The sequence below is a fragment of the Burkholderia ubonensis subsp. mesacidophila genome (genome assembly GCF_002097715.1).
Classification (GTDB): domain Bacteria; phylum Pseudomonadota; class Gammaproteobacteria; order Burkholderiales; family Burkholderiaceae; genus Burkholderia; species Burkholderia mesacidophila.
Genome location: NZ_CP020737.1, coordinates 878,720 through 903,632 on the forward strand (window position 1 = coordinate 878,720; position 24,913 = coordinate 903,632).

A 24,913-nucleotide genomic window follows, 5' to 3' on the forward strand; every position below is an offset into this window, starting at 1 on the left:
GCCCGGCCGGCGCCGGCGCCGCGTCAAAAGCTTTGCGCTTCCGCGGGCGCTGGATTACATTGTGCGACGCAGCCACGCCCGACTTGCGCGACCCGGCACCCGACCAGACCGGGCGCGCCCGGCCGGCGGCTGCCCGGCCCGGCCGGCCCGCTTTCGCGTGCGCCGGCCGCCGGTCCGTCTCGCCTCTCTCGCATCGCCGTGGAAATCACCGGCTGTCCCGCCGCGCTCGCGCGTGCAGGCCGGCCGCTTTTGGGGGTAGTCGGCCGCACTGTGCGCGGCCGTTCCGATTCACAAGGAGATAGCATGAAGTCGATCGTGTCGAGAGCGTTGGGGGCGTTGGGAGTGGCCGCGGTGGCCGTGAGTCTGTCCGGCAGCGTCTACGCGCAGTCGAGCGAGCCGGCGGCGTCCGAAGCGCCCGCCGCCGCGAAGAGCGCATCGAAGGCCGCGGCGAAATCCGCGAAGCAGGCGAACCGCAAGCTCGGCTACGCGGTGCGCAAGGCGCTTTCGAAGGAGAACGGCGTCGACGTGTCGAGCATCGTCGTGCGTTCGAAGGGCGGGGCGGTCACGCTCGAGGGCTCGGTGCCCGACGCCGCACAGATCGAAAAGGCCGAGGCCGCGGCCAAGGGCGTGCCGGGCGTCACGTCCGTCAGCAACAAGCTGCACGTCCAGCCGCAATGACGCGGGGCGGCGCGTTCGCGCCGCTCGCGCTCGCATCCAGGCGGGCCTCGGGAATCCGGGGCCCGTTTTCGCTTGGAGTCCATCCGACATAACCAGAGAGAGAGGGCGACAATGACGAGGCTACGGTGGGGCAGGCGGGTCGGGTTCGGAGCGGCGCTGGCCGCCGTCGTGACGCTGTTCGGGGCCTGCAACGGCAACGACACGCGCGACGGCAACGCGTTGCCCGGTTTCATCGCGGGCAGCGTGCGCACGACGGCCTATGACGGCACGAGCGACGATCTGCTGACGGCCGGCCTCGGCAAGAGCGGCCTCGCGAGCGCCGCGCCGCCCGCGTTCGCGAACCCGGCCCGGCCGACGGCGGCCGAACTGCGCCGCCTCGCGATCTGGTCGAACTATCGCGCGATCGTCGACATGAGCGCCAACGGCGGCTACGGCCGCTTCTGGGGGCCGAACGTCGATCTCGACGGCAACGACACGCTCGGCGAAGGCCGGATCGCCGGCACCGAATACCTCGCGTACTCCGACGACGGCAGCGGCCGCAGGAACGTCACGCTGCTCGTGCAGGTGCCGACCAGCTTCGACCCGGCGCAGCCGTGCATCGTCACCGCGACGTCGTCCGGCTCGCGCGGCGTGTACGGCGCGATCTCGGCCGCCGGCGAGTGGGGCCTGAAGCGCGGCTGCGCGGTCGCCTACAACGACAAGGGCGGCGGCAACGGCGCGCACGAGCTCGGCTCGGACACCGTCACGCTGATCGACGGCACGCTCGCGAACGCGGTGCTCGCCGGCAACGCGAGCCTCTTCACCGCGAACGTGTCGAGCGGCGAGCTGGCGACGTTCAACGCGCAGTTCCCGAACCGCTATGCGTTCAAGCACGCGCATTCGCAGCAGAATCCGGAGCAGGACTGGGGGCGCGTGACGCTGCAGGCGGTCGAGTTCGCGTACTGGGCGCTCAACGAGCAGTTCGGACCGCTGATCGACGGCACGCGCCACGGCGTGCGCTATCGCCCCGGCGACATCACGACGATCGCCGCGTCGGTCAGCAACGGCGGCGGCGCGGCGCTCGCGGCGGCCGAGCAGGACACGCGCAACTGGATCACCGCGGTCGTGGTCGGCGAGCCGCAGATCAACGTGCGGATGGCGCCGAATGCGGTGGTGCGACAGGGCGGCGCGCCGGTGCCGTCGTTCGGACGGCCGCTGGCCGACTACGCGACCTTCGCGAACCTGATGCAGCCGTGCGCGGCGGCGGCGTCCGCGCTCGCGGGCGCGCCGTATCTCACCGCGCTGCCGTCGGCCGTCACGCAGTCGATCCGCGCGCAGCGCTGCGCGACGCTGGCCGCGGCCGGGCTCGTCGCGGGCGCCGACCTGCAGAGCCAGGCCGCCGATGCGCTCGCGCAGCTGCACGCGGCCGGCTATCTCGCCGACTCCGACATGCTGCAGGCGCCGATGTGGGATTCGCAGGCGACCCCGGCGATCGCGGTGACCTACGCGAACGCGTACACGCGCTCGCGCGTCGTCGACAACCTGTGCAATTTCAGCTTCGCGACCACGAACGCGGCCACCGGTGCGGTGGCGCCGCCCGCCGCGTCGCCGATGCCGAGCGTGTTCGGCGCGGGCAACGGCGTGCCGCCGACCAACGGCATCAACCTCGTGTTCAATACGGGCCCCGCGAGCGGCGTCGACCATCGCCTCGCGACGCCCGACGCGAGCTTCGCGGGCGCGCTGTGCCTGCGCCAGCTGTGGACGAACGGGCAGCTGAACATGCCCGCGAACGTCGACGCGGTGCGCGTGAACGCGAACCTGCAGGGCAAGCCCGCGATCATCGTGCACGGCCGCAGCGATGCGCTCGTGCCGGTCAACCACGCGTCGCGCGCGTACGTCGCGCAGAACAGTCTCAGCGAAGGCGGCCGCAGCCAGCTGGCGTTCTACGAGGTGACGAACGGTCAGCACTTCGATGCATTCCTGCCGGTCGCGGGCTTCGATACGCGCTTCGTGCCCGTGCATTACTATGACCTGCAGGCGCTGAACCTGATGTGGCGGCACCTGAAGAACGGCGCGCCGCTGCCGCCGTCGCAAGTGATCCGCACCGTGCCGCGCGGCGGCACGCCGGGCGCGGCGCCGGCGCTGACGACCGCGAACCTGCCGCCGATCTCGGCTGCGCCGGGCGGCAATGCGATCACGGTCGGCGCCGGGGCGCTCGACGTGCCGTTCTGAGTAACCGTCTAGCGAGTCAAGCGGAATGAAGCGAACTGTCCCAAGGAGTGCTGGTTCTGACCATGGCGTTGAGCACGGTCAAGAGCTTGCGCATGCAGGCAACCAGTGCAACCTTGGGCGGTTTGCCGGAAGCAATGAGCCGTTGGTAGAAGGCGGTAATGGCGGGGTTGCGTCGCGAAGCGGTGAGCGCAGCCATGTACAGAACGCGGCGGATATCAAAGCGTCCGCCTTGGATTCGCCTGCGTCCGCGGACGGTTCCAGAGTCCCAAGCCATCGGGGCGACACCGACCAAGGCTGCAATCTGGCGCCGATTAAGCCGACCGAGCTCAGGCAATTCCGCGATCAATGTGGCGCTGGCTACCGGACCGATACCGCTTGCGGAGCGAAGCAACACGTCGAGCGCACTGTAGTGCTCGCGAACGTGAGCGACCATTTGGGCATCGACATCATCGAGTTGCTTGCGAATGGCGTCGATCATGGTCTCGATGCTCGGGCGAACGACTGGAATCGCCAGTTGCAGACGCTGTCGCTCCGAGAGCAGCATGCCGAGCAACTGACGACGACGCGTGACCATGGCGGCCAGGGCTTGTTGCTGGGCGTCCGCCAGCGGTCGAATGAAGCTGGCCAGATCCTGGCGGCGAACCAGTACCGATGCGAACTCGGCCAGCATATGGGCATCGATCGTGTCAGTCTTGGCCAGACGTCCCATCGATTTAGCAAAGTCGCGCGCCTGACGCGGATTAACCACGGCAACCGGCAGACCAACCGCTTGCAGCGCGCAGGCAAGCGCTGCTTCGTAGCCGCCAGTGGCCTCCATGACGATCAGGCTAATGTTCAGCGGTTGCAAAGCCGCTGCCAGTGCCGAGTGCGCCTCGGCATCGTTAGCCCATCGCTGAGAAGCCAGTTCAGCGCCCAAGACTTCAATATCGACGTGTTCTTTGGCCACGTCGATGCCGACCACCACTGAGGAAACAGACATGATCTTCAGATCCCTTGCTTGTGCATGCGCTCTCGATCAAATCGGGGCGGGTAACCGTTCGGGTTTCAGGAAGACCAGCACGGCAACCGTGCGTTTTGTACTCAGAAACGGGCTCTCACGCCCAAGCGCGGATCAAACTGCACGGTCATGTCTGGCTGCGCTCAGACTTTACCGTACTGGTCAGGCTTAAACATACAAGCGCGCGCCGCCGCCCGCCCGAAGCCGGACGCCAGCGTCCGGCTTTTTTCGGCCGTTCGCGGGAATTGCTTCCGGATTCGATTCCCGGCGAAAAACGGCGCCGTAACAAATTGTTACTTTACGGCAGAAAACCCGGAATCTATTATGCGCCGGTGTTTTCACTTAATTTAATAAATTATCCGGGACACATATTCCTTTCCTTTCGATTAGATAATCCTTTCGATTTTATTAATTCGGCTGAAGCCGCGATTGAACGCAATTTTGCGATTAATCGGCGCTCCGCCGAACGGGATTGTTCGCCCTTTCGAAGCGAAGCGGCCTTGTCCGGCCTGGCTTTGTGGGGCGTTGCTTTGCCTTCGATCCGCGTGCGGTTCGCAATGGCCGGGAATCGCGGGTGATTTTTGAATTGCCGTTTTCAATGGAATTGATTCCATTGGGTGGTTGCTGAATATCGGGTGGGGTAAATCATGCCGGTCGATTTGCGTCGATCCGGTAAAAAACTCGGAGTGCGTCGCATAACGAATGCGCTCCCGGTGCGGAACGCCGGAGCAAATCATCCTTTGCGTCCGGCGATATTTATCGTTCTGTTCGAGAGGCAATAATGACGACACTGAAGTCCTTGAAAGACGGTTTCGCGCTATTTGGAACGACACTGAGCGGCCCGCTCGTCGCGGCGACGGCCGCTGCGCTGCTCGTCACGGGGTGCGGCGGCGACGACGGGGCGAACCCGTCCGCCGCGGCCGCCGCTGCAGCCACGGCCGCGAATGCGCCGGCGTCCGGCGCGGCGACGAGCGCCGCGCAGGCCGACCAGCCGTTCGTCGACACCGACGTCTACGGCACCGGCCCCACCGACGCGGTGACCGACGCCACCGAAGGCGCGGCGGTCGTGCACCGGCAGGTGTCGATCGGCGGCAAGGTCATCAAGTACACGGCCACCGCCGGCCACCTGACGACGATCGATCCGGTCACGTCGAAGCCGAACGCGAAGATGTTCTATGTCGCGTACACGCAGGACAATCCCGACCCGTCGAAGCCGCGCCCGGTCACGTTCTTCTACAACGGCGGCCCGGGCTCGTCGTCGGTCTACCTGCTGCTCGGCTCGTTCGGCCCGAAGCGCCTGCAGTCGTCGTTCCCGAACTTCACGCCGCCCGCGCCGTACAAGCTGCTCGACAACCCGGACAGCCTGCTCGACCGCTCGGACCTCGTGTTCATCAACCCGGTCGGCACCGGCTACTCGGCCGCGATCGCCCCGGCGAAGAACAAGGACTTCTGGGGCGTCGACCAGGACGCGCGCTCGATCGACCGCTTCATCCAGCGCTACCTGACCAAGTACTCGCGCTGGAACTCGCCGAAGTTCCTGTTCGGCGAGTCGTACGGCACCGCGCGCAGCGCGGTCGTGTCGTGGGCGCTGCATGAGGACGGCATCGAGCTGAACGGGATCACGCTGCAGTCGTCGATCCTCGACTACTCGAACGCGCTGTCCGCGGTCGGCATCTTCCCGACGCTCGCCGCCGACGCGTTCTACTGGAAGAAGACGACGCTCACGCCGACGCCGACCGACCTCGACGCGTACATGGTCCAGGCGCGCAACTACGCGGACAACGTGCTCGCGCCGCTCGCGCAGGCGCCGAATCCGCAGGACGGCGGCTTCGTCAACGTGCGGCTGAACCTGAACCTGCAGAGCGCGCAGCAGATGGGCGCGTACATCGGCACCGATCCGGTCTCGCTGATCCAGACCTTCGGCAACCCGGCCGGGCTCGGCAACGTGCCGTCGTCGAACAACAACCCGCCGTACACGTTCTTCCTGACGCTCGTGCCGGGCATCCAGATCGGCCAGTATGACGGCCGCGCGAACTACACGGGCCAGGGCATCGCGCCGTTCATCCTGCCGAACTCGGGCAGCAACGATCCGTCGATCTCCAACGTCGGCGGCGCGTACACCGTGCTGTGGAACAGCTACCTGAACACCGACCTGAAGTACACGTCGACGTCGTCGTTCGTCGACCTGAACGACCAGGTGTTCAACAACTGGGACTTCAGCCATACGGACCCGACGGGTGCGAACCGCGGCGGCGGCAACACGCTGTACACGGCGGGCGACCTTGCGTCGTCGATGAGCCTGAACCCGGACCTGAAGGTGCTGTCCGCGAACGGCTATTTCGACGCGGTGACGCCGTTCCACCAGACCGAGCTGACGCTGCAGCAGATGGCGCTCGATCCGACGTTGAAGGCGCAGAACCTGACGATGAAGTACTACCCGTCGGGCCACATGATCTACCTGAACGACGCGTCGCGGACCACGATGAAGGGCGATCTCGGCAACTTCTACGACGGCATCCTCGCGAACCGCGCGGCGTTGCAGCGTGTGCAGAAGCTGCAGATGCGCGCGCAGCAGCTGCGCCAGCAGAAGCTGGAGCAACAGCAGCAGCTCCACTGAGCGCGGGCGGCGCACGCGCCGCCTGACGCGACGTAAAAAAAACGCCGCCCGGTCACAAGCCGGGCGGCGTTTTGCTTTGAGCGGCGCGCGCGCGGCGCGCCTGCCGTCACGCGAGCACGAGCCGCAGGCCGACCGCGACGAGCGTCGACGCGAGCAGGTTGCGCAGCAGGCGCTCGGGCGCGCGCGTCGACAGCACGCTGCCGATCACGATGCCGGGCAGCGAGCCGATCAGCAGCGACAGCAGCATCGACCAGTCGACCGAGCCGAGCAGCCAGTGGCCCATGCCGGCGACGAGCGTGAGCGGGACCGCGTGCGCGATGTCGGAGCCGACGATGCGGGTCGTCGCGAGCGCCGGGTACAGCAGCAGGAGCACGGTCACGCCGATCGCGCCGGCGCCCACCGACGTCATCGACACCAGCACGCCGAGCACGACGCCCGTCAGCACGGTCGACCACAGCGTGCGCGCCGGGTTCGGCGCGAGCGGGTTGCGCGCGGCGAGCGCCGCGAGCTGCGGGCGGAAGATCAGCGCGAGCGACGTGAGCAGCAGCGCGCCGCCGAGCACGAGCTGGATCAGCCGCGCGGTGCCGGGCGTGTGCATCCCGTACGTGTGCAGGAACCACAGCGTGATGGCCGACGCCGGGACGCTGCCCGCGGCGAGCCGGCCCGTGATGCGCCAGTCGACCGAGCCCTTGAGGCCGTGCACCAGCGTGCCGGTCGCCTTGGTCGCGGCCGCATACAGCAGGTCGGTGCCGACCGCGGTCGCCGGGTGGACGCCGAACAGCAGCACGAGGATCGGCGTCATCAGCGAGCCGCCGCCGACGCCGGTCAGGCCGACGAGGATGCCGACGAACAGGCCGGACAGGGAGTACAGCAGATCGATATGAGGGAGCGACATCGGAATCTGGCGATTGGGTGGTGTTCGGCGGTGTTCGGCGGCTGCACGCGGCAGCGGCGCGCGCGCGTCAAAGTCCGTCATTGTCGCAAAACTGGCGAGGCGGTGTACGACTGCGTTAAAAATCGGCCACCCGGCCGCCTGCGGTCAATGCCCCAAATCAGTGCATCGCGCTGCCGACCCCGCCGCCTGCCGGGTGCGGCCGCCGGATGCGCAGCGCGAGGCCGATCAGCGCGGCCGCGGCCGCGAACACCGCGCCGAACGCGAACGCGACGTGATAGCCGCCGTTCAGCGCGTCGAGCGGCGCGGCCTGGCTTGCGGCGAGCGCATCGGTGCGCGCGGCCGCGAGGCTCGCGAGCACGGCGAGCCCGAGCGCGCCGCCCATCATGAACGCGGTGTTGACGATGCCGGACGCGAGGCCCGAATCCGCGGGATCGACATCGCCCATCGCGGCGAGCAGCACCGGATTGAACGCGACGCCCGCGCCGACGCCGAGCAGCGTCATGCCGGGCAGCACGTGCCACACGAAGCCGCCGTCGACGGGCGCGCGCGCGAACAGCGCGAGGCCGCACGCGGCGATCAGCAGGCCGGCGGCGATCGGGCCGCGGATCCCGAAGCGCATCACGATCCGCGCCGACAGCCCGAGCGAGAACGCGGCCATGATCAGGTTGGCCGGCAGGAACGCGAGGCCGACCTGGAGCGGGCGGTAGCCGAGCACGCGCTGCATGTACAGCGCGGACAGGAAGAACCACGCGAACATCGCGGCCGCCCACAACACGCCGATCACGTTCGCGAGCGCGACGTTGCGCTTGGCGAACAGCGTGAGCGGCATCAGCGGGTGCGCGACACGCGCCTCGATCGCGATGAACAGCACGAGCAGCGCGGCGGCCGCGCCGACGAGCGCGACGGTCTGCGTCGACAGCCAGCCGGCCTCGTTGCCGTTGACGATCCCGTAGACGGCGAGCATCAGCGACGCGGTCACGGTGACGGCCCCCGCGACGTCGAGCCGCGCATCGGCGGCCGGCGCGCGCGTGCGCGGCAGCAGCGCGGTGCACAGCGCGTAGACGGCGACGCCGATCGGCAGGTTGACGAGGAAGATCCAGTGCCACGACAGCGCGCTCGTCAGCAGCCCGCCGAGCAGCACGCCGATGCTGCCGCCGCCCGCGCAGACGAAGCCGTAGACGCCCATCGCGCGCGCCCGTTCGCCGGTCTCGGTGAACAGGTTCATGATCAGCGACAGCGCCACCGCCGACACGATCGCGCCGCCGAACCCCTGCACCGCGCGCGCGGCGATCAGCATCGCCTGCGACTGCGCGATGCCGCAGGCGAGCGACGCGAGCGTGAACACCGTGAGTCCGGCGAGGAACATGCGCCGGTGTCCGTACAGGTCGCCGAGCCGGCCGCCGAGCAGCAGGCAGCCGCCGAAGGTCAGCATGTATGCGTTGACGACCCAGACGAGCGCCGTCTCGCTGAAGCGCAGGTCGGCGCTGATCGATGGAAGGGCGACGTTCACGATCGTGTTGTCCAGCACGATCATCAGCACGCCGAGGCAGAGGACGATCAGCGTGTACCAGCGCTTCTCGCCGTGGATGCCGTGGGTCATGGGGATGTGGCCTCTCTGATAGTTATTTGAATGAAAGGCAACATTGTAGGCGCCGCACGGCGCGGCTTCCTGCCGGTTTCTGGCAGCAGCGGGGCGGATTGTTACGCGTTCGGCGGCAGCGCGCAGCCGTCGGGGCCGCATGCGGCCGCGTCGTCGTCGCCGATGGCGACGATGCCGTCCTGCCACGCCTGCTCGAGCGCCTGCGCGAACACGTCGGCCGCCTGCGCGCCGGACACCGCGTAGCGGCCGCCGAACACGAACAGCGGCACGCCGCGGCCGCCGATCTGCTCGGCCCGCGCGATGTCGGCGTCGACTTCGCTCCGGTACGCGTCGCTGCGCAGCACGGCGTCGACCGCCGCGCGCTCGAGCCCCGCGTCGACCGCGAGATCGGTCAGCGAGCCGTGATCGAACAGCGAGCCGTGCTCGCTGAAATACGCGCGATACAGCCGCTCGGTCAGCGCATGCGCGCGGCCGGTGGTTTCCGCGAGCTTCACGAGCCGGTGGCCGTCGAGCGTGTCGCCGACGAGCGTGCCGGGCAGGTCGTAGCCGAGCCCGACGCTTGCGGCCGCGTCGGTCACCTGCCGCAGCATCTGGTCGACCTGCGGGGGCGCAAGCCGGTACTTGCTGCCGAGCATCGCCTCGACCGGCTCGACCGGCTGGCCGGGGAACAGGCGGTACGCGCGCAGCGCGACGTCGACGCGGTCCGCGTGCGCGAACGCGGCGAGCGCCTCGTCGAAACGGCGCTTGCCGATCCAGCACCACGGGCAGATCAGGTCGGACCAGATTTCGACGGTCAGCGTCGGGTGGAGCGCGGGGGAGGCGGCGGTCGGCATGGGATGGGGGTTCGGAAAAAAATGTAACCGCGACTATATCACTTTTGCTTCGACGCCTAGGCGTCGCCCTGCGTGTCCTTCAGGTGCTTGAGATGCTTGTAGACCGTCGCGCGTCCCATCCCGAGCACGTTCGCGACGTAGTTCGCCGCGCTCTTGCCGCGGAACGCGCCTTCCGCGTAGAGCGCCTCGACGAGCTCGCGCCGATGCACGCGCGTGAGTCCGTTCAGGCCGACCTGCCGCTCGCGCAGCCAGCCGTGCAGGAACGTGTTGATGCGCTCCTGCCAGTCGTCGCGGAACAGCTCGTCCGGTTGCGCGACGACGCCCGCGCCCTTGATGAACAGGTCGAGCGTCGCACGCACTTCGTCGAACACCGCGATGTTGAAGTTGATGCACATCATCCCGGCCGGATGCCCTTCGTCGTCGAACAGGATGTTGCTGACGCAGCGCATCCGCCGGCCGTCCCAGTTGAGCTTCTCGTATGGGCCGATCACGCGCTCGCGCGCCGAGTGGTCGATTTCCTCGAGCGCGGAGTCGTCGCCGACCTCGCGCTTCGACAGGTTGTTCGCGAGATACAGCACGGTCTGGTCGTGCAGGTCGTGAATCACGACTTCCGCGTAGGGGAAGAACAGCGTCGCGATGCCGTCGGCAAGCGGCGCGTAGCGGGACAGCAGCAGGTCTTTGACGGGGGATTTCTTCTTGCGCATCGGGATCGCACTCTCGGGTGAGCCGCCTTGGGCACGCCGAGGCGCGGCCGCCGCGGCGGTTGCGCCATTGTATCGGGCTCGCGTGCGCGCGCTGCTCATGCGTGCGTCAGGTGCGTGTAGAGCGCATGCGCGATCGCGACGTCCTCGAGACCGAGGCCGATCGAGCGGAAGAACGCATGGCGCGTGCGCGACGGCGGCGGGCACGTGCCATGCACGAGCGCCGGCAGGTCGCCCGCGATGCGTTCGACGCGCCAGCCGTGCTCGGCGACGGCGCGCTGCATCTCGCCCGCGCTCGCGGGCGTCGTGTGCCGGTAGTCGCAGTACACGTCCATGTCGGGCAGCCACGCGGGCGGGATCTCGTGAGCCTGCGCGACGTTCGTGCTGATCGACGTGACGAGCGCGGGGCGCGTGAGCATGCCGTCGCCGAGCACCGGCACGCCCGACGACGTGCACAGCATCACGACGTCCGCGTCGCGCACGCACGCGTCGACACTGTCGGCCGGCCGCGCACGCGGGTCCAGCCGCGCGAGTTCGGCCTGCAACGCCGCGTTGCCGGCCAGCGCCGGCGAATGGACGCGGATCGTCTCCCAATCGCGCAGCGCCGCCGTGTGCCGCAGGTGCGCGAGGCCGACCGCGCCCGTGCCGATCACCGCGAGATGCTTCGCATCGCCGGGCGCGAGGCAGTCGACCGCGAGCGCGGTCGTGCCGGCGGTGCGCTCGATCGTCAGGCGCTGCGCGTCGCACCACATCAGCGGCTGGCCGGTCCGCATCGACATCAGCGCGGTCCATGCGGTGACGATGGGTCTCCCGTCGGGTTTGCCGCCCGTCACGATGTACGGCGACAGCTTCGCGCCGAACACCTGCGCGTCGGCGAACGCGCCGAGGTAGGTGATGAAGTCGCCGGCCTGGTCGGGGAACAGCGTGAGCGTTTGCGGCGGCTGCACCGCGCGTGCTTCGCCGAGCGCGGCGAACATGCGGCGCAGCGTGCCGAGCACGTCGAGCGACGGCAGGGCGGCGCGCACCGTCGCGTCGTCGACGGTCAGCGGCAGGGTCGGGGCGGCTTGCGTCATGGATGCGTCTCCAGTTCGGGCCGGACGAGCCGTCTCGCAAAGCGGCGCCCGGCGATGTTCATGATGGACGAAAAGTCTAATATAGACTCGATATGTTGGGTGAGCTTTTCTTTTCAGGTGGTCTGCCGCTTGAGGAGGCTTTAAAAAATCTCCTGGAATCAATGCGTTGGAAGGATTGGCGTCGATTCGGACGAAGCGAAACCGGGGCACGATTATCGTATCCCCTATAGTCTATAGTAGACTTTCAGTCTATATTTCGCCTGCACGGATTGGCGCTGCCGATCCTCATTGCGTCAACCCAGACAGGACCCGTCATGAACTGGAAGCTTGCCCTTTGCGCCGCCGCGGCCTTCGCGAGCGCGGCCGTCACGGCCCATGCGGAACCATCCGCCAATACGTTGCGCTTCGGGATCGAAGCCGCTTATCCCCCGTTCGAGAGCAAGACGCCGTCCGGGCAGTTGCAGGGCTTCGACGTCGACGTCGGCAACGCCGTGTGCGCGAAGCTGAAGATGAAGTGCGTGTGGGTCGAGAACGCGTTCGACGGGCTGATTCCCGCGTTGCAGGCGCGCAAGTTCGACGCGATCAACTCGGCGATGAACATCACCGCGAAGCGCAGGCAGAGCATCGATTTCACGCCGGCGATCTACGTCGTGCCGATCGTGATGGTCGCGAAGCGCGGCTCGCCGCTGCAGCCGGACGCGGCGAGCCTGCGCGGCAAGCGCGTCGGCGTGCTGCAGGGCTCGTCGCAGGAGGATTTCCTGAAGGCGCACTGGGCCGGCGCGGGCGTATCGGTCGTGTCGTACCAGGATCAGGACCAGATCTACGCGGATCTCGTCGCGGGCCGCCTCGACGCCGCGGTGCAGGAAGCGCAGACCGCGCAGGACGGCTTCCTCGACAAGCCGGCCGGCCATGATTACCAGATCGTCGGCGAGCCGCTGAAGGACCCGGCGACGCTCGGCGAAGGCACGGGCTTCGGGATGCGCAAGGGCGACAAGGCGTTGCAGGCGAAAGTCGCCGGCGCGCTCGATGCGCTGAAGAAGGACGGCACGCTGAGCGCGCTGTCGCAGAAGTACTTCAAGCGCGACATCATCGCGAAGTAAGCACGGCCGTGCCGGGCGCATGACCCGGCGCGCGTCGCACCGAATCTCGACGCAGTGCGAGGAAGCATGGATTTCGACGTCATCGTCCTGGGGGCCGGCATCGTCGGCGTGTCGTCGGCGCTGCACCTGCAGGATCGCGGCCTGCGCGTCGCGCTCGTCGACCGGCGCGCGCCGGGCGAGGAAACGAGCCACGGCAACGCGGGGCTGATCGAACGTTCGTCGGTCGTGCCGTATGCGTTCCCGCGCAAGCTCGGCACGTTGCTGCGCTACCTGCGCAACCGCTCGGTCGATCTCTACTGGGACTACAAGGCGCTGCCCGCGTATGCGGGCTGGCTCGCACGCTTCTGGCGGGAGTCGTCGCCCGATCGGCTCGCGGCCGCCGCGCGCGACATGCTGCCGCTCGTCGCCGCGAGCGTCGCCGAGCACGACGCGCTGCTCGCGCGCACCGACGCGCAGCCGCTCGTGCACGACGGCGGCTGGATCGAGGCGTTCCGTTCGCCCGCGCTGTTCGACGCGGAGGTGCGCGCGCAACGGCGCATCGCGGACGAACACGGCCTGCGGATGACCGTGCTCGACGCCCGCGCGTTGCGCGACCGGGAGCCGGGTGTCGGCGATGCGTTTTGCGGCGCGTTCCACTGGCAGGACCCGAAGACCGTGTCGAATCCGGGCGGATTGACGAAGGCGTATGCGCGGCTGTTCGAGCGCGAAGGCGGCGCGTTCGTGCTCGGCGACGCGACCACGCTTGCGCAGGAACGCGACGGCTGGAGCGTCGACACCGCGCATGGGCGGATCGCGGCCCGCTCGGTGGTGCTCGCGCTCGGCCCGTGGTCCGACCAGGTGTTTGCGCCGCTCGGCTACCGGATTCCGCTGCGCGCGAAGCGCGGCTATCACATGCATTACCGGCCGACGCGCGTGCCGCTCGCCGTGCCCGTCTGCGACACCGAGGAAGGCTTCGTCGTCGCGCCGATGGACGGCGGCCGCCTGCGGCTCACGACCGGCGTCGAGATCGCGCTGCGCGGCGCGCCGCCGACCGGCATCCAGCTCGCGCGCGCCGAGCCGCTTGCGCGCGACGCGTTCGGCATCGGCGAGCGGCTCGATCCCGCGCCGTGGCTCGGGATGCGGCCTTGCACGCCCGACATGCGCCCGGTGATCGGGCCGGCGCCGCGGCACCCGGGCCTGTGGTTCGCGTTCGGCCATTGCCACCACGGGCTGACGCTCGGCCCCGCGACCGGCCGCCTGCTCGCCGAGATGATGACGGGCGCGCCGACCTACATCGATCCCGATCCGTATCGCCCGGCGCGCTTCGGCTGAGCGGGCCGGATGCGCGGCCGGCCGCCGGCCTTGGCGGTCGGCGCTCGCGCTTGCGCCGACACAGTTTTTCATTCGGCTGTCGTCGATATCGATACTTGCGCGATTTTCAATGGTCTGCGTAATTCGCCGGAAAGATGCCGCGTAATAGTAATAAACGATTCGGCATGACCGGCGATTTTTCAAGGCATTTTCATATGTGCGAAATGGGCGATGGCCAGTCAATCCGATTGACATGCCGACGCCATGAGCGGCGATGTTCCGGAGACATTCGGCATGTACCGGAACACGTTACCCCAAGCCTCGCAAACGTTACGTTACATCCGAATCCACGGCGTCTGTTTCTTCATATTATTAAACGGGCGTATGGAATTTTCCGTAATGAAATCAATTGGCGGATCGTGATTGAAATGCAGTAAGCGAGAAATGAAAACCTGATTTTCCCGATGGCATGCTTCGTGCAACCCGTCCCGGTGCTTCATCAACGTAGTGCCAACCGAGACGAGGTTACGATGGGAAAAAACTTTAAATTGACGGGTGCGGCGCTGTCGGTTGCGACGGCGTTCGGGGTACTGGCATCGGGGTCCGCGGCAGCCGGGTCGCTCGATGTGCTGTCGATTCCGCAGGTGATCGTCAATCCGCCGTCGAACGGCGTGTCGGCGAGCATCACCGCGGCGGGTACGACGCCGCTGGGATCGATCAGCGTGACCGCGTCCGGGTCGGGCGCCATTCAGACGTCGCTCGGTGATCCCGCCGGCGCGGTGAATACCGTGACGGGAGCGCTCGGTGGTGGCGGTGCGATGAATCCGCTTGCGCCGGTGCAGGGCGCGGTGAATCAGGTCGTGGGCACGCTGGGGAGCAACAATCCGGCTGGTGCGCTGAGCGGAGCGGTTGGTACGGTCACGGGTGCGCTGGGCACCGTTGGCGGTGGTTCGAACCCGCTGGTGCCGGTACAGGGCGCAGTGAATCAGGCCGTGAGCACGCTGGGCAGCAACAACCCGACCGGCGCGTTGAGCGGCGCGGTTGGCACGATCACGGGCGCACTGGGTAATGTCGGCGGTGGTTCGAATCCGTTGGCTCCGGTGCAGGGCGCGGTGAATCAGGTCGTGGGTACGCTGGGCAGCAACAACCCGGCTGGCGCGCTGAGTGGCGCGGTCGACACGATCACGGGCGCGCTGGGCAACGTTGGTGGCGGTTCGAACCTGCTGGCGCCGGGTCAAGGCACGGTGAATCAGGTCGTGAGCACGCTGGGCAGCAACAACCCGGCGGGCGCGCTGAGCAACGCGGTCGGCACGATCACGGGCGCACTGGGTAACGTAGGCGGTGGCGCGAACCTGTTGGCTCCGGTGCAAGGCGCAGTGAATCAGGTCGTGAGCATGCTGGGCAGCAACAACCCGCCCGGCGCGCTGAGCAACGCGGTCGGCACGATCACGGGCGCACTGGGTAACGTAGGCGGTGGCGCGAACCCGTTGGCTCCGGTGCAAGGCGCAGTGAATCAGGTCGTGAGCATGCTGGGCAGCAACAACCCGGCGGGCGCGCTGAGCAACGCGGTCGGCACGATCACGGGCGCACTGGGTAACGTAGGCGGAGGCGCGAACCCGCTGGCGCCGGTGCAAGGGGCGGTGAATCAGGTCGTGGGCACGCTGGGCAGCAACAACCCGGCGGGCGCGCTGAGCAACGCGGTCGGTACGATCACGGGCGCACTGGGCAACGTGGGCGGCGGCACGAACCCGCTGGCGCCGGTACAGGGCGCAGTGAATCAGGTCGTCGGCACGCTCGGCAACGGCAACCCGGCGGACGCACTCGTCAACGCGGTGAACGCGATCGCGGGCCAGACCGGTGGCGGCGCGAATCCGCTCGCCCCGGTGCAAGGCGCGGTGAACCAGGTCGCCGGCACGCTCGGCAGCGGCAACCCGGCCGGTGCGCTCAGCAACGCGGTGAACACGATCACCGGCGCGCTGGGCAACGCCGGCGGCGGCGCCAACCCGCTGGCGCCGGTCCAGGGTGCGGTGACGCAGCTGGCCGGCACGCTCGGCGGCAACGATCCGGCAGCCGCGCTCGGCAACGCCGTGAACTCGCTGACCGGCGCGCTCGGCAACCTCGGCGGCTCCAATCCCCTGGCACCGGTGCAAGGCGCGGTGACGCAGGTCGTCAACACGCTGTCCGGCGCGGCCGGCGGCAGCCCGATCGCGCCGATCACGAACCTCGTCAACGGGCTGCAGAACGCGCTGCCGACCGGCGGCAACCCGGCCGGCGCGCTGAGCAACGCCGTCAGCACGGCGACGGGCGCACTCGGCAACGCGGTGAATTCGCTGACCGGCGCGCTGGGCAACGTCGGCGGCGGCGCCAACCCGCTGGCGTCGGTGCAGGGCGTGCTGAACCAGGTCGTGGGCACGTTCGGCGGCGGCAACCCGGCTGCGGCGCTGACGGGTGCAGCGAACTCGCTGACCGGCGCGCTGGGCAACGTCGGCGGCGGCGCGAACCCGCTGGCCCCGGTTCAGGCCGCGGTGACCCAGGTCGTCAACACGCTGTCCGGCGCGGCCGGCGGCAGCCCGATCGCGCCGATCACGAATCTCGTGAACGGCCTGACCGGCGGCAGCAATCCGGCCGGCGCGCTGACCGGTGGGCTCGGCACGGTAACGGGCGCGCTGGGCAACGCGGGCGCACCGCTGTCGCAAGCGGCGGGCACGCTGACGGGCGCACTCGCGAACGGTCCGGCGGCACTGTCGCAGGCGGGCGGCGCGCTCGCGGGCGCGGCGGGTTCGACGGCAGCGGCGGGCGGCAGCCTGATGGGCGCGGGCGCAGGCGCGGCCGGCAGCACGGCGGGCGCGGCCGGCTCGGCGCTGACGACCGGCGCGACCGCGACGGCCACGGTCGTCAACTCGGTCGGCACCGCCGTGGGCACGGCGCTCGGCTCGACGCCGGGCGTGTCGGTCACGCCGCACACGGGCGGCGGCTCGGCGAACAACCCGCTCGGACCGGTGTCGTCGCTGCTGACGACGCTGACGGGCGCGCTGCCGAGGTAACGCGGCCGGACCCCGGGCAGCGGCGCGCGTCGCTGCTGCCCGACGACGGTCGTCGATGACCGCGCAGGGCGGCATGACATCGCTGTCATGCCGCCTTTTTCATTCGACCCCGTCCGAGCCCCCCGCGAACCCTCCCGTCAGTCGCCGTTTCCACGCATTTATCGGTTCTGGATGGAATAACCGCCCGCGCTCGTCCGTTTATCTACTGACTCACGGCGCGGCCGCATAGCGGGATAATTTTCACGATGGCGTCGATTCTCCCGTTTCGAGACGGCCGCGTCCGCGCCCGGCGCCGCCGCGTGCGTCGCGATGCCATGCGAAGGAGAACGGGAATGAAACGGATGCTGCTCGTCGCCGCGCTGACGATCGGGGCGGCGTTGCCCGCCGCCGCAGAGCTGCCGCAGGTCAGCGGCGGGAAGCTGGTCGACGAGGATCGGATGACGCTGTACACGTTCGATCACGACGCGCCGGGCAAGAGCCGGTGCGACAGCGCATGCACGGCCAACTGGCCGCCGGCGCTCGCCGATGCCTACGACAAGGCGTCGGGCGCATGGAGCCTCGTCAAGCGCGACGACGGCAAGAGCCAATGGGCGTACAAGGGACACCCGCTGTATCGCTGGAAGATGGACGGCAAGCCGGGCGACGCGGGCGGCGACGGGATGGGCGGCATGTGGCACGTTGCGCGGCCGTGACGGCGCGACCCTGCGCGAGGCGTCCGCATGAGCTACGAATCGGACCTGCTGGTGTGGCTGCCGCGCCTGACGCGGTACGCGCGTGCGCTGACCGGCGACCCGGCCTGGGCCGACGACCTCGTGCAGGACACGCTCGAGCGCGCGCTGAACAAGCCGCCGCGCGTCGACGGCAACCTGTGCGCGTGGCTGCTGACGCTGCTGCGTCACCGCTTCATCGACCAGCTGCGCGCGCGGCGCGAGATCGCGGTCGATGACGCGACCGCGCCGTGGCAGACGATGGCCGCGCCCGCGGGCGAGATCAGCGGGCTCTTGCTGCGCGACGTGCAGCGCGCACTGTACCGGCTGCCCGTCGAGCAGCGCGAGGTGCTGCTGCTGGTGGCGCTCGAGGAGTTGAGCTACCAGGAGGCCGCGCAGGTGCTGGCGGTGCCGGTGGGCACCGTGATGTCGCGGCTCGCGCGGGCGCGCGAGCACATGCGCGCGCTGCTGTCGGATGACGCGTCGGCGAGCCAGCCCGCCGCGCTACGGGTGATCAGGAAGGCATGATGGACGATTCGCAAAAGCCCTCGAACGAACGCGACGCGGATGCGTCGGCCCGGCTGCTGTCCGCGCTGCTGGACGGCGAGCTGTCCGGGCCGGAGCGGCGCGAGGTGCTCGAACGCCTGCAGGCGAATCACGAGGATGCCGAACGATTCGCGCATTACCGCGCGCAGCGCGCCGCGCTGCAGGCGCTGTTCCCGCTGCCCGGCGCCGCGCCGGTGCTGTTCGTGCAGCGCCGCGCCTCGTGGCGGCGCGGTGTCGCGGCCGGTCTCGGCGGGCTCGCGGCCGGGCTGCTGCTCGGCCTCGCGCTGCATGCCGGATGGACGGCGTTCGGCGGAACGCCGGCGTTTGCCGCGCGCGCGGACGTCGCGTACGCGGTGTACGCGATCGATCTCCAGCACCCGGTCGAAATCGGCGCGAGCGAGCCGGAGCGGCTCGCGGCGTGGCTGTCGGAACGCGTCGGCCAGCCGGTTCGCGCGCCGTCGCTCGTCGAATACGGTTACACGCTGATCGGCGGGCGGCTGCTGCCGGGCGTATCGGGGCCGGCCGCGCAGTTCATGTACCAGCGCGCGGACGGCGAGCGCGTGACGCTGTACGCGACCGTCTTCGGCGGGCGCAGCGTGGCGCCGCGTGCGCTCGTCGAAGACGGCCGCCGCACCTACTTCTGGTCGGATCGCGGGATGGGCTATGCGCTGTCCGGCCGCGGCGACGAGCGCCGCCTGCGCGAGATCGCGATGGAAGCGTGCGGCGCGCTCGGCGGCTCGACCGACGCGTGGAAGGGTTGACGAGCCGCGACCCGCGCGGAAACGGAGGATGCGATGTGGCGAACGGCCCGGATTCTGTTGTTCGCGCTGGCGGCCGGTGCCGCCAGCATGGGCGCCGCGCGCGCCGCTGACGATGCGCCGGTGCGCGTGCCGGTGGACGCCGACGGGGTGCAGCGGGTCGCGATCGTCGGCGGCAGCTACTTCTTTCGCCCGAGCCACGTGATCGTGAAGGCCCGCGTCCCGGTCGAGCTGACGGTGTCGAAGGAGGCCGGGCTGACGCCGCACAGCTTCGCGATCGATGCGCCGCAGGCCGGCATCGCGCTGCGCACCGAGTTGTCGACCACGCCGAGAACCTTCCGCTTCACGCCGACGCAGGCGGGCCGCTTCGCCTACTATTGCACGCATCGGCTGCTGTTCTTCAAGAGCCATCGCGACCGCGGCATGGAGGGCGTGCTGGAGGTCGAGGGGGCGCCGTGATTGCCGAATGGCTGGCCGCCGCCGCGTTGCTTGGAGCGAGCATGACCGCAGATCCCGTGACCGTCGCGCAGACGCACTTCGAGCAGGCGAGCTCGTACCGGGCGACGATCCGTTCGTGGCCGCGGCAGGGCGAGCACACCGAGATCCACTACGCGTACCGGAAGCCCGGCTACATCCGGATGGATTTCGTTGCGCCGCATCATGGCGCGGTGCTGGTCTACGATCCGGTCAGCCGCAAGGTGCGGGTGCGGCCGTTCGGCGCGCACCTGCCGCCGGCGCTGTCGCTGGCGCCGACCAATCCGCTCGTGCGCGACCCGAGCGGCCACCGGGTCGACCAGTCCGATGTCGGCGAGCTGTTGCGCAACGTGCGCGCGCTGCAGGAAGGCGGCCTGACCGTGGTGCAGGGCGAAGAGCCGGTCGGCGGCCGGACCGCGTTGCGCGTCAGCGTCACCGGCGCACCCGCGCATGCGGTGGCGGGCGTGCATCGCTACCAGCTGTGGCTCGACACCGAGGACGGTTTTCCGCTGAAGGTGGTCAGCTTCGCGGACGACGACGACCGCCCGCTCGAGACCGTTACGCTCGACGACGTCGAGATCGACGTTGCATTCCCCGATCACTTCTTCGAACCCTGATATGCCGGAGGCGGCATGGCTGAGTACCGGTTCTCGACGACGTGGCGGGTGGACGCGCCGTTGGCGGCGGTCTGGAACGCGATCTACCAGGCCGACATGTGGCCGGACTGGTGGAAGGGATCGGAGCGCACCGTCGAGGTCGAGCGCGGCGACCCGCACGGCGTCGGCGCGCTGCACCGGTACACGTGGAAGGGCGCGCTGCCGTACCGGCTGAGCTTCGACATGCGCGTGCTGCGCGTCGAGCCGATGCGCGTGCTCGAGGGCCGCGCGAGCGGCGCGGTCGAGGGCGACGGCCGCTGGTCGTTCGTCGGCGACGCCGAGCGCACGGTCGTTCGCTATGACTGGCATATCCGCACGCGCGTGCGCTGGATGAACTGGCTCGCGCCGCTGGCCCGTCCGCTGTTCAGATGGAATCACGACGTCGTGATGCGCGAAGGCGCGCGCGGGCTCGCGCGGCTGCTCGGCGCCTGCGTCGAGGCGGACGGCCGGTCGTTCGCGCCGGTCGCCGACGCGTGCCGCGCGTGCTGTGCGGACCTGCAGGGCGGGCCCGCGGGCCGCGGCTGACGCGGGGCCGGCAGCGGCGCGCGCGTCTGTCGGCGGCGCGCCGGCCGTGTCGGCGAATCCCTACACGATGGCCGGCAAAAATATGACGTGCAGGCCCGCGAAAATATGACGTGAAGATCAGCATCAGATGATTTGATTCCCGCCTGCCGTTGCCGATACTCTCCTCACAACAAACGCATTCCGTTTTTCGTCCGACGTGACCGAACCCGCTCCGAGGCGGGTGCCGATACCCCCACGATGGACGCCTCCGTGCCCGGTTTAGCGATCGAACGCTGCATGAGGCTTGAGTGGCTGGTTTCCTTCTTGTCGAACCAGCAGCTTGACATTCCGTATACAAAACCACACGGAGACCATCATGAGCCGCGCAGCCCAGGACCTGATCGAATTGCAACGCCTCGCCCAGAGCGGCGCCGGCGCGTTGACCGAGCACCTTTTACGCGAACTGGCGAAGAGCCTCATCGCCGAGGGCGTGCCGGACGTGCGCGGCGGATGCTGAACGCCGGGCGCGCCAGGCGGCGCGCCGATGGAGGCGAAGAAAAAAACAGCCGGCCGGGGACGTGTGCCGGCCACATGCGGCGGCCCCGCCGCAACGGAGAGAGACGTGAACCATAACAACGAGACGCTGAATTCGATTCGGGACATCAACCTGTCTTACCTGATGCTCGCGCAACGCCTGCTGCACGACGATCGCGAGGCGGGCATGTTCCGGCTCGGCCTGTCGGCGCCGCTCGCCGACCTGCTGTCGACGCTGACGCTCGCGCAGACGACGCGCCTCGCGGCCTGCGACCAGCTGCTGTGCGGCTTCCGGTTCGGCGATCACGCAATGCTGTCCGCGCTCGCGGGCTCGCCGATGCATGCCGACGTCGCGCACACGCATGCGGCGATCCTGCTGGCGGGCCAGCCGGCCGCGCAGTTCGTGTAACGGGGGCAGTCATGTCGAAGGCGAGCCTCATCGAATACGCGCGCGAAGTGTCGCGCGCGGTCGACCTGATCGCGCTCGGCGCGCGCATGCAGCTGCTCGAATCCGAGCTCACGCTGTCGCGCGAGCGCCTGATCCGGCTCTACCGCGAAGTGAAAGGGGCGTCGCCGCCGAAGGGCATGCTGCCTTCGTCGGCCGACTGGTACATGACGTGGCAGGCGAACATCCACGCATCGCTGTTCTACAACACCTACCTGTTTCTCAAGGACGAGGCGTGCTGCTCGCACCTCGACGCGCTGACGAAGGGCTACCGGCTGTATCGCGAGCACTGCACGCATGCGGGCATGGACGTGCAGCTCGACCTGACGCGCGCGTGGACGCTCGTGCGCTTCTTCAACGGCGGGATCCTGCAGATGACGCCGTGCCCGCGCTGCGGCGGCAGGTTCATCGGGCACAAGTTCGAGCTGCACGGACGCAAGGCGTGCGCGATCTGCCAGCCGCCGCCGCGGGCGGGCAAGAAGGCGCAGCAGGCAATGCACTGAATGATCCGCACGCGGGTGTGCATGTGACGTGCGGCGCCCGGCGCCGAGAATTTCAGCGCGCGTACGCCATCACCGCGCCGTCGACCGCAAGCGCGACGCGCTCGCCGACGGCCGGACAGCGATGACCCGGCACGCGCGCGCGCACGAGTGTGCCGGGCGCGGCCGCGAGGCGCGCGAACACGTCGGCGTCCTGCCCCGCGAACTGCGCGGATTCGACCTGCGCCGGATGGCTGCGCGCGGCGTCGGCAAGCGCCGCGGGCACGACGTGGATCTGCTCGGGGCGCAGCATCGCATCGGCCGGGCCGTCCGGCAGCGGCGCGACGAGCGGCAGATCGCCGAGCGCGCATGCGATGCGGCCGTCGCGCACCTGTCCCGCCAGCAGCACGGCCTGGCCGACGAACGACGCGACGTCGCGCGTGACGGGCTGCCGGTAGAGCGTCTGCGGGGCGGCCGTCTGCACGAGGCGCCCTTGCCACAGCACCGCGACTTCGTCGCCGAGCGTCATCGCCTCGGGCTGGTCGTGCGTGACCAGCACCGACGTCGCGCCGGCCGCGGCGAGCGCTGCGGCAACCGCGCTGCGCGTCTCGTGCCGCAGCGACGTGTCGAGCGCGGAGAACGGCTCGTCGAGGATCACGAGCGATGGCTCGGGCGCCAGCGCGCGCGCGAGCGCGACGCGCTGCTGCTGGCCGCCGGACAGCTGCTGCGGCGCGCGGCTCGCATACGACGCCGGCAGGCCGACCATCTCGAGCAGTTCGCCGACCCGCCGCTGCGCGCGTCGCGCCGCGCGCGGCAGCCCGAAGGCGATGTTGTCGGCGACCGTCAGGTGCGGAAACAGCGCGCCTTCCTGCGGCACGTAGCCGATGCGCCGCCGCTCGGGCGCGACGTGCGTATCGGCCGCCGCGACGCAGCGGCCGTCGATGTCGACCGTGCCGCGGTCCGCGCGCTCGAACCCGCACAGGATGCGCAGCAGCGTGGTCTTGCCGCTGCCGGACGGGCCGAGCAGCGCGACGAGTGTGCCGCGCCGCACCGTCAGGTCGATGTCGTGCAGCACCGCGTGCGTGCCGAAGGACTTGGAGAGGCCGCGGATTCGGAGTTCGCTCATGACGGGATCGGGTAGGGAAAGTCGGGCGGGCGGCGGCTCACGCGCGCACGGAGGCCCGGCCGAGCAGCAGGAACAGGACGACGGACGCGCCGAGCGACAGCGCGACGAGCAGCGCGGCATACGGCGCGGCGGCCGCGAACGCGAGCTGCGACGTGTCGCTCCACACCTGCGTCGCGAGCGTGCGCGTGCCGGTCGGCGACAGCAGCAGCGTCGCGTTCAGTTCGGTGACGATCGAGATGAACACCATCGTCGCGGCCGCGCCGAGCCCCGGCGCGACGAGCGGCAGCACGACGCGCGAGAAGGTCTGCCGCCAGCCGAGGCCGAGCGCGCGCGCGGTTTCCTCGAGCTGCTGCTGCACGTGCAGGAACGCCGCGCGCACGCTGACGACGGCGAGCGGCAGGAACAGGATCGCGTACGCGCCGACCAGCATCGGCGCGCTCTGGTACAGCGGCTCGGCGAGCCGCACCGTCAGCGAGACCAGCGCGAGCGCGATCACGATGCCCGGCACGCCCTGCGCGGTCATCGCGATGCGTTCGAACGCCGTGGCGACGCGGCCCGGAAAGCGCGCCAGCAGGAACGCGATCGGCAGCGCCAGCAGCGTCGTCAGCGCGGCGCCCGCGAGACCGTAGCCGGCGGAGGCGAGCGACGCGTGCCACAGCAGCGCGGGCGACACGTCGGCCGGCGTCACCGCGGCGGCGCCTTGCTGCGTGAGCCAGTAGCCGATCGTCGCGAGCGGCACGCCGAGCGTCGCGGCCGTGAGCGCGACGAAGCCCGCGACGGCGACGCCGCGCCACGCGCCGAGCTCGTAGCGCAGCGCGGCGCGGCGCGCCGCGCGATGCGTGAGCCCGTAGCGCGCGCGGCCGCGCACGCGCGCTTCGATCACCACGCAGACGAGGCACAGCGCGATCAGCACGCAGCCGAACAGCGATGCGCCGCCGCCGTCGAACGACGTGCGGTATTCGGCGTAGATCTCGGTCGTGAACGTGCGAAAGCGCAGCAGCATGAACGCGCCGAATTCGGACAGCACGCCGAGCGCGACGAGCAGCATGCCGCCGTAGAGCGCCGGGCGCAGTTGCGGCAGCACGACCCGCACGAAGATCTGCCGCGGCGAGCAGCCGAGCGTGCGCGCGCTTTCCTCGAGCGCGGGATCGAGTTCGCGCAGCGCGGCGGCGACCGGCAGGTAGACGAGCGGAAAGTACGCGGAGCTCAGCACGATCAGCGCGCCGACGAAGTCCTGCAGGTCGAGGCTGATCGACACCCACGCATAGCTCGTGACGAACGGCGGCACCGCGAGCGGCGCGGCGGCGAGCGCGGCCCACAGCGGCCGCAGCGGCAGCGTCGTGCGCTCGACGCACCACGCGACGGCCGTGCCGAGCACCGCGCAGGCGAGCGTTGCCGCGAGCGTGATCAGCAGCGTATTGACGAGCAGTTCGCCGACGAGCGGCCGCCACAGCAGGTCGAGCGCATCCTGCGCGCCGAGCGTCGCCGCGCGATACAGCGTGAAGCCGATCGGCAGCAGGATCGCGAGCGGCCCGAGCAGCGCGGCCGCGACGAGCGCGCGCGGCGCGCGCCGCCGTGCCGCGCCGCGGCCGGCGCCGGGCGGGACGGCGGCGACGGTGGGCGTGCCGGGAACGGCGTCGTGCAT

The 24,913-nt window shown here is 69.6% G+C and carries 24 protein-coding genes; 16 read left to right on the forward strand and 8 right to left on the reverse strand.

Annotated features, from left to right (window positions below; all coding sequences use genetic code 11):
- The first annotated feature begins 303 nt into the window (after positions 1–303).
- Both B7P44_RS04220 and B7P44_RS04225 read left to right on the forward strand, forming a co-directional pair.
- A complete protein-coding gene (locus B7P44_RS04220) occupies positions 304–678 on the forward strand; it encodes a BON domain-containing protein (RefSeq protein WP_084901039.1) in 375 nt (124 codons plus the stop codon).
- 111 nt (positions 679–789) lie between these two features.
- Positions 790–2,889, forward strand: a complete 2,100-nt coding sequence (locus B7P44_RS04225) for a D-(-)-3-hydroxybutyrate oligomer hydrolase (protein ID WP_084901041.1) — start codon at positions 790–792, stop codon at positions 2,887–2,889.
- 16 nt (positions 2,890–2,905) lie between these two features.
- Here B7P44_RS04225 and B7P44_RS04230 read toward each other — a convergent pair whose 3' ends face one another.
- Positions 2,906–3,868, reverse strand: a complete 963-nt coding sequence (locus B7P44_RS04230) for an IS110 family transposase (RefSeq protein ID WP_167389794.1) — start codon at positions 3,866–3,868, stop codon at positions 2,906–2,908.
- 95 nt (positions 3,869–3,963) lie between these two features.
- Here B7P44_RS04230 and B7P44_RS36155 point away from each other — a divergent pair, with 95 nt between their 5' ends.
- Positions 3,964–4,464: a hypothetical protein gene (locus B7P44_RS36155; protein WP_157721045.1), complete on the forward strand. Its 501-nt coding sequence runs from the start codon at positions 3,964–3,966 to the stop codon at positions 4,462–4,464.
- Between the two features lie 203 nt (positions 4,465–4,667).
- Positions 4,668–6,503, forward strand: coding sequence for a S10 family peptidase (locus B7P44_RS04240; protein WP_084901047.1), 1,836 nt, complete (start codon positions 4,668–4,670; stop codon positions 6,501–6,503).
- A gap of 106 nt (positions 6,504–6,609) precedes the next feature.
- On the opposite strand, the gene B7P44_RS04245 is transcribed toward B7P44_RS04240, so the two are convergent.
- The 5 genes from B7P44_RS04245 to B7P44_RS04265 form a co-directional block, all read right to left on the reverse strand.
- Positions 6,610–7,398 (reverse strand): sulfite exporter TauE/SafE family protein, encoded by a 789-nt coding sequence (locus B7P44_RS04245; protein WP_084901049.1) that lies wholly within the window; start codon positions 7,396–7,398, stop codon positions 6,610–6,612.
- A 157-nt stretch (positions 7,399–7,555) separates the two neighbouring features.
- Complete coding sequence (locus B7P44_RS04250; protein ID WP_084901052.1) at positions 7,556–8,998, reverse strand: DHA2 family efflux MFS transporter permease subunit; 1,443 nt, start codon at positions 8,996–8,998, stop codon at positions 7,556–7,558.
- A gap of 101 nt (positions 8,999–9,099) precedes the next feature.
- Positions 9,100–9,831 (reverse strand): DsbA family oxidoreductase, encoded by a 732-nt coding sequence (locus B7P44_RS04255; protein ID WP_084901054.1) that lies wholly within the window; start codon positions 9,829–9,831, stop codon positions 9,100–9,102.
- A 56-nt stretch (positions 9,832–9,887) separates the two neighbouring features.
- The gene (locus tag B7P44_RS04260) at positions 9,888–10,634 is read right to left on the reverse strand and encodes a helix-turn-helix transcriptional regulator (protein ID WP_084901057.1); all 747 of its coding nucleotides are present in this window, start codon (positions 10,632–10,634) and stop codon (positions 9,888–9,890) included.
- Complete coding sequence (locus B7P44_RS04265; protein WP_084901059.1) at positions 10,631–11,605, reverse strand: ornithine cyclodeaminase family protein; 975 nt, start codon at positions 11,603–11,605, stop codon at positions 10,631–10,633. Before B7P44_RS04265 ends, B7P44_RS04260 begins: the two co-directional genes overlap by 4 nt.
- 314 nt (positions 11,606–11,919) lie before the next feature.
- On the opposite strand from B7P44_RS04265, the gene B7P44_RS04270 reads away from it, so the two are divergent.
- The 12 genes from B7P44_RS04270 (at position 11,920) to flhC (ending at position 22,166) form a co-directional block, all read left to right on the forward strand.
- Complete coding sequence (locus B7P44_RS04270) at positions 11,920–12,705, forward strand: ABC transporter substrate-binding protein (protein WP_084901062.1); 786 nt, start codon at positions 11,920–11,922, stop codon at positions 12,703–12,705.
- 66 nt (positions 12,706–12,771) lie between these two features.
- On the forward strand, positions 12,772–14,016 hold the full coding sequence (locus B7P44_RS04275) for an NAD(P)/FAD-dependent oxidoreductase (RefSeq protein WP_084901065.1): 1,245 nt from the start codon (positions 12,772–12,774) through the stop codon (positions 14,014–14,016).
- A 509-nt stretch (positions 14,017–14,525) separates the two neighbouring features.
- On the forward strand, positions 14,526–17,039 hold the full coding sequence (locus B7P44_RS04285) for a beta strand repeat-containing protein (RefSeq protein ID WP_084901070.1): 2,514 nt from the start codon (positions 14,526–14,528) through the stop codon (positions 17,037–17,039).
- 332 nt (positions 17,040–17,371) lie between these two features.
- Entirely contained in the window at positions 17,372–17,731 is a 360-nt protein-coding gene (locus B7P44_RS04290) for a COG4315 family predicted lipoprotein (protein WP_084901071.1), read from the forward strand.
- Positions 17,732–17,758: 27 nt separating this feature from the next.
- A complete protein-coding gene (locus tag B7P44_RS04295; protein ID WP_084901074.1) occupies positions 17,759–18,274 on the forward strand; it encodes a sigma-70 family RNA polymerase sigma factor in 516 nt (171 codons plus the stop codon).
- A complete protein-coding gene (locus tag B7P44_RS04300) occupies positions 18,274–19,053 on the forward strand; it encodes an anti-sigma factor family protein (protein WP_084901078.1) in 780 nt (259 codons plus the stop codon). Before B7P44_RS04295 ends, B7P44_RS04300 begins: the two co-directional genes overlap by 1 nt.
- Before the next feature lie 33 nt (positions 19,054–19,086).
- The gene (locus B7P44_RS04305) at positions 19,087–19,509 is read left to right on the forward strand and encodes a cupredoxin domain-containing protein (RefSeq protein WP_084901080.1); all 423 of its coding nucleotides are present in this window, start codon (positions 19,087–19,089) and stop codon (positions 19,507–19,509) included.
- Positions 19,510–19,550: 41 nt separating this feature from the next.
- Complete coding sequence (locus tag B7P44_RS04310; RefSeq protein ID WP_407924002.1) at positions 19,551–20,141, forward strand: LolA family protein; 591 nt, start codon at positions 19,551–19,553, stop codon at positions 20,139–20,141.
- Between the two features lie 15 nt (positions 20,142–20,156).
- Positions 20,157–20,705, forward strand: a complete 549-nt coding sequence (locus B7P44_RS04315; RefSeq protein ID WP_084901086.1) for an SRPBCC family protein — start codon at positions 20,157–20,159, stop codon at positions 20,703–20,705.
- Between the two features lie 355 nt (positions 20,706–21,060).
- On the forward strand, positions 21,061–21,201 hold the full coding sequence (locus B7P44_RS35885; protein ID WP_088511466.1) for a hypothetical protein: 141 nt from the start codon (positions 21,061–21,063) through the stop codon (positions 21,199–21,201).
- Positions 21,202–21,363: 162 nt separating this feature from the next.
- On the forward strand, positions 21,364–21,627 hold the full coding sequence (gene flhD / locus B7P44_RS04320; protein ID WP_407924010.1) for a flagellar transcriptional regulator FlhD: 264 nt from the start codon (positions 21,364–21,366) through the stop codon (positions 21,625–21,627).
- Positions 21,628–21,638: 11 nt separating this feature from the next.
- Entirely contained in the window at positions 21,639–22,166 is a 528-nt protein-coding gene (flhC, locus tag B7P44_RS04325) for a flagellar transcriptional regulator FlhC (protein WP_084901091.1), read from the forward strand.
- 52 nt (positions 22,167–22,218) lie between these two features.
- Here the strand turns inward: flhC and B7P44_RS04330 are convergent, their stop codons facing one another.
- Entirely contained in the window at positions 22,219–23,268 is a 1,050-nt protein-coding gene (locus B7P44_RS04330) for an ABC transporter ATP-binding protein (RefSeq protein WP_084901094.1), read from the reverse strand.
- A gap of 37 nt (positions 23,269–23,305) precedes the next feature.
- Positions 23,306–24,913, reverse strand: a complete 1,608-nt coding sequence (locus B7P44_RS04335; protein ID WP_084901096.1) for an ABC transporter permease — start codon at positions 24,911–24,913, stop codon at positions 23,306–23,308.

What these genes read in the sequence shown, in the direction of transcription:
- B7P44_RS04220 (WP_084901039.1), top strand. Translation starts at nt 304, where the DNA reads ATGAAGTCGATCGTGTCGAGAGCGTTGGGGGCGTTGGGAGTGGCCGCG.
- B7P44_RS04225 (WP_084901041.1), top strand. Translation starts at nt 790, where the DNA reads ATGACGAGGCTACGGTGGGGCAGGCGGGTCGGGTTCGGAGCGGCGCTG.
- B7P44_RS04230 (WP_167389794.1), bottom strand. Translation starts at nt 3,868, where the DNA reads ATGTCTGTTTCCTCAGTGGTGGTCGGCATCGACGTGGCCAAAGAACAC.
- B7P44_RS04240 (WP_084901047.1), top strand. Translation starts at nt 4,668, where the DNA reads ATGACGACACTGAAGTCCTTGAAAGACGGTTTCGCGCTATTTGGAACG.
- B7P44_RS04245 (WP_084901049.1), bottom strand. Translation starts at nt 7,398, where the DNA reads ATGTCGCTCCCTCATATCGATCTGCTGTACTCCCTGTCCGGCCTGTTC.
- B7P44_RS04250 (WP_084901052.1), bottom strand. Translation starts at nt 8,998, where the DNA reads ATGACCCACGGCATCCACGGCGAGAAGCGCTGGTACACGCTGATCGTC.
- B7P44_RS04255 (WP_084901054.1), bottom strand. Translation starts at nt 9,831, where the DNA reads ATGCCGACCGCCGCCTCCCCCGCGCTCCACCCGACGCTGACCGTCGAA.
- B7P44_RS04260 (WP_084901057.1), bottom strand. Translation starts at nt 10,634, where the DNA reads ATGAGCAGCGCGCGCACGCGAGCCCGATACAATGGCGCAACCGCCGCG.
- B7P44_RS04265 (WP_084901059.1), bottom strand. Translation starts at nt 11,605, where the DNA reads ATGACGCAAGCCGCCCCGACCCTGCCGCTGACCGTCGACGACGCGACG.
- B7P44_RS04270 (WP_084901062.1), top strand. Translation starts at nt 11,920, where the DNA reads ATGAACTGGAAGCTTGCCCTTTGCGCCGCCGCGGCCTTCGCGAGCGCG.
- B7P44_RS04275 (WP_084901065.1), top strand. Translation starts at nt 12,772, where the DNA reads ATGGATTTCGACGTCATCGTCCTGGGGGCCGGCATCGTCGGCGTGTCG.
- B7P44_RS04285 (WP_084901070.1), top strand. Translation starts at nt 14,526, where the DNA reads ATGGGAAAAAACTTTAAATTGACGGGTGCGGCGCTGTCGGTTGCGACG.
- B7P44_RS04290 (WP_084901071.1), top strand. Translation starts at nt 17,372, where the DNA reads ATGAAACGGATGCTGCTCGTCGCCGCGCTGACGATCGGGGCGGCGTTG.
- B7P44_RS04295 (WP_084901074.1), top strand. Translation starts at nt 17,759, where the DNA reads ATGAGCTACGAATCGGACCTGCTGGTGTGGCTGCCGCGCCTGACGCGG.
- B7P44_RS04300 (WP_084901078.1), top strand. Translation starts at nt 18,274, where the DNA reads ATGGACGATTCGCAAAAGCCCTCGAACGAACGCGACGCGGATGCGTCG.
- B7P44_RS04305 (WP_084901080.1), top strand. Translation starts at nt 19,087, where the DNA reads ATGTGGCGAACGGCCCGGATTCTGTTGTTCGCGCTGGCGGCCGGTGCC.
- B7P44_RS04310 (WP_407924002.1), top strand. Translation starts at nt 19,551, where the DNA reads ATGACCGCAGATCCCGTGACCGTCGCGCAGACGCACTTCGAGCAGGCG.
- B7P44_RS04315 (WP_084901086.1), top strand. Translation starts at nt 20,157, where the DNA reads ATGGCTGAGTACCGGTTCTCGACGACGTGGCGGGTGGACGCGCCGTTG.
- B7P44_RS35885 (WP_088511466.1), top strand. Translation starts at nt 21,061, where the DNA reads ATGAGCCGCGCAGCCCAGGACCTGATCGAATTGCAACGCCTCGCCCAG.
- flhD (WP_407924010.1), top strand. Translation starts at nt 21,364, where the DNA reads ATGCTCGCGCAACGCCTGCTGCACGACGATCGCGAGGCGGGCATGTTC.
- flhC (WP_084901091.1), top strand. Translation starts at nt 21,639, where the DNA reads ATGTCGAAGGCGAGCCTCATCGAATACGCGCGCGAAGTGTCGCGCGCG.
- B7P44_RS04330 (WP_084901094.1), bottom strand. Translation starts at nt 23,268, where the DNA reads ATGAGCGAACTCCGAATCCGCGGCCTCTCCAAGTCCTTCGGCACGCAC.
- B7P44_RS04335 (WP_084901096.1), bottom strand. Translation starts at nt 24,913, where the DNA reads ATGCACGACGCCGTTCCCGGCACGCCCACCGTCGCCGCCGTCCCGCCC.